Below are 2478 nucleotides of genomic sequence, written 5' to 3' on the forward strand. Positions count from 1 at the left end.
AGAAGGCCTGACAGTTTCCGGCCCGCCGCGATCCTCAGCTGGTCGCCCGCGCGACCGCTGAGTACTTCCCTCTGGCTGCACCGGCCGACCTACAGTGCCCTCGAGCCTTCCCTCTCCGCGCGCCTCGGCCTGCTGGGAGGTCCCTGGAGGCCCGGCTTCTCAGCAGCAGGAGGATCGCGATGAGTCAGACAGACATCCCCGGTTACACGTACGGCGACCAGGACGTGGCGAGCTCGCCCCTGTCCATGGACGAATTCAACCAACTCAAACAGACGGTGACGTTCGGCGAGGAGGACGTCGATGCGTTGCGGACCTCACGGGATGTCCTGGCGGACCAGGTGTCCGACGTGCTCGACGTCTGGTACGACTTCATCGCCTCCACCCCGCACCTGCTGGAGGCCTTCTCCAGTCGTGACGATGGGGAGCCCATCCAGCGCTACCTCGACCGGGTGCGTGAGCGGTTCGGCCAGTGGATCCTCGACACCGCAGCGGCCAACTACGACCAGACCTGGCTGGACTACCAGCACGAGATCGGGCTGCGTCACCATCGCGCCAAGAAGAACGTCACCGACGACGTCGATGCGGTCGATCACATCCCGCTGCGCTACGTGCTCGCGCTGCACTACCCAGTCACCGCCACCCTGAAATCGTTCCTGAGCAACAAAGGCCACAGCGACGACGAGGTCGATGCCATGCACCAGGCCTGGATCAAGTCGGTGTTGCTCCAGCTCATCCTCTGGACGCGCCCGTACGTCGCCGAGGAGGACTTCTAAGCTGCCCTTACACACATGCGCACAGCGTCACGTAACGCGGATAGGGGCGGGCGCCGAGCGGGAGGCCGAAGCGACGCGCTGCGGTCCAACAACCGCCGGGCCTCGCCGGTCAGTGCGGCAACGTCGATGCCCGCCTCGTCCGCGAGCAGGCGACGCAGCATCGGCGGAACGCCATCTAGCTCGCCGGAGCTCGTCGACCAGACGCGGCGCGAGGCCCGCGCGCTGGACGAACCCGTCGATGGCGCGCACCATCTTGCGGCCGGGGGCGAGCGCCACGATCTGGCGGTGTACTGGAACGCCGTCCTCGAGCGCCAGCACGGTGGCGGGGAAGCCCATCGAATGGGTGACCACGCCCTCGGGGCGCTCCCGCCCCCAGCACCGCCGCGAGCGCACGGCCGAGCACGAAGAGGTCGGTCTGGCGCCCCGCGGTCATACCGTGGGCCGGCAGGTCGGGCACCACCACACGCCAGCCCGCGGGGATGAGGTCGCCGGCGAGGTGGCGCCAGTCGGCCGCCGAGCCCGACCAGCCGTGCACGAGCACCACGGTGCGCCCCGCTCCCCCGGCATAGCCGCGCAGCGTGGCGCCGTCGACGGGAAGGGACCACGAGTCGACGCCCGTGGGGACCGGCCCCGAGGTCGAGCAGCCGCCCGGACGCGTGCGTGAGGAGCCTGTGGCGACGCTGCCCGATCTCACCGCGCTCCGCGTGGCGCGCACGCCCGCTGTAGCAGCGAGCGAAGAGCCGACTGCTGCAGCTGACGGCCGCGCGCCCGGCCACTGCCGAGGCTGCCAGCGCTGCGCCCCCACGCCAGCTTGGTCCGCGTGCTGGATCGGTGCTATCCCATCGCAGGTGTCCCGCTGAGTCGATCTGACGTGTCCTCGTCGCTGGGAGGTGCGTCACACGAGGTCGGGCACCGCGCTGAGCGACCCGACGTGGGCATGGTCGGCCAGGCCGCAGAGACCGTGCGGGTCGAAGTGGATCGGCCGGACCCCTGCCGCACGGGCGCCGTCCACGTCGGCCCAGACACTGTCACCGACGTGCACGGCGTGCTGGGGTTGAGCTCCGACCGCGTCGAGCGCCAGCGCGAAGATGCCAGGGTCGGGCTTGGCGATCCCAACCGCGTGTGAGTCGATCACCGCGGCCACCTGGGCAGCGTCGCCCGGTCCGACCTGGCAGACCCCGAGCTCGAGCAGTTCGCGCTCGACGCTGCCATAGGCGTTCGACACCACGGCGACGCGGGCCCCGGTCGCACAGATCTCACCCAGACCCGCAACCGAACCCGGTCGAACTCGTGCCCAGGGGTTGTTCGCCGGCTGGAAGGCAGTTCTCAACGCGTCCACGGCCGCGTTGACCCTCTCCGGAGGGACACCGGCCGCGCGCACGTACGCGTCGAGGAAGATCTCACGCCGCGGAACGTCGGCGCCGTGTCCAGCGGCCACCCACTCGTCGTAGGCCCTGATCGCGACGTCGTGGACGTGGTCGAGCGTCTCGTCATGGGGTTGCAGACCCAGCGGGGCGAGCACGGACCGGACCAGGTCGGGGTCGGGGAGGGTCAGGACCCCACCCGCATCCAGCAGCACCGCTTCGACGTGCATGAGCGCACAGGCTACGGGCGGTGCGCGTGGTCCCGCCGCGCCGTGGTCCGGCCGCACCGTGGTCCCGCCGCACCGTGGTCCCGCCGCACCGCGGTCCGGCCGCGCCGGCGC

General features: G+C 70.7%; 2 protein-coding genes. One reads left to right on the forward strand and one right to left on the reverse strand.

What is annotated here, in order from left to right; genetic code table 11:
• The first annotated feature begins 179 nt into the window (after positions 1-179).
• Entirely contained in the window at positions 180-773 is a 594-nt protein-coding gene (locus tag M3N57_11525) for a protoglobin domain-containing protein (protein ID MDP9023298.1), read from the forward strand.
• An 895-nt stretch (positions 774-1668) separates the two neighbouring features.
• Here M3N57_11525 and M3N57_11530 read toward each other — a convergent pair.
• Positions 1669-2478, reverse strand: an 810-nt coding sequence (locus tag M3N57_11530) for an HAD family hydrolase (GenBank protein MDP9023299.1), incomplete at its 5' end; no start/stop codon positions are given.

The sequence above is a fragment of the Actinomycetota bacterium genome (genome assembly GCA_030776725.1).
Taxonomy (GTDB): Bacteria; Actinomycetota; Nitriliruptoria; order Nitriliruptorales; family JAHWKO01; genus JAHWKW01.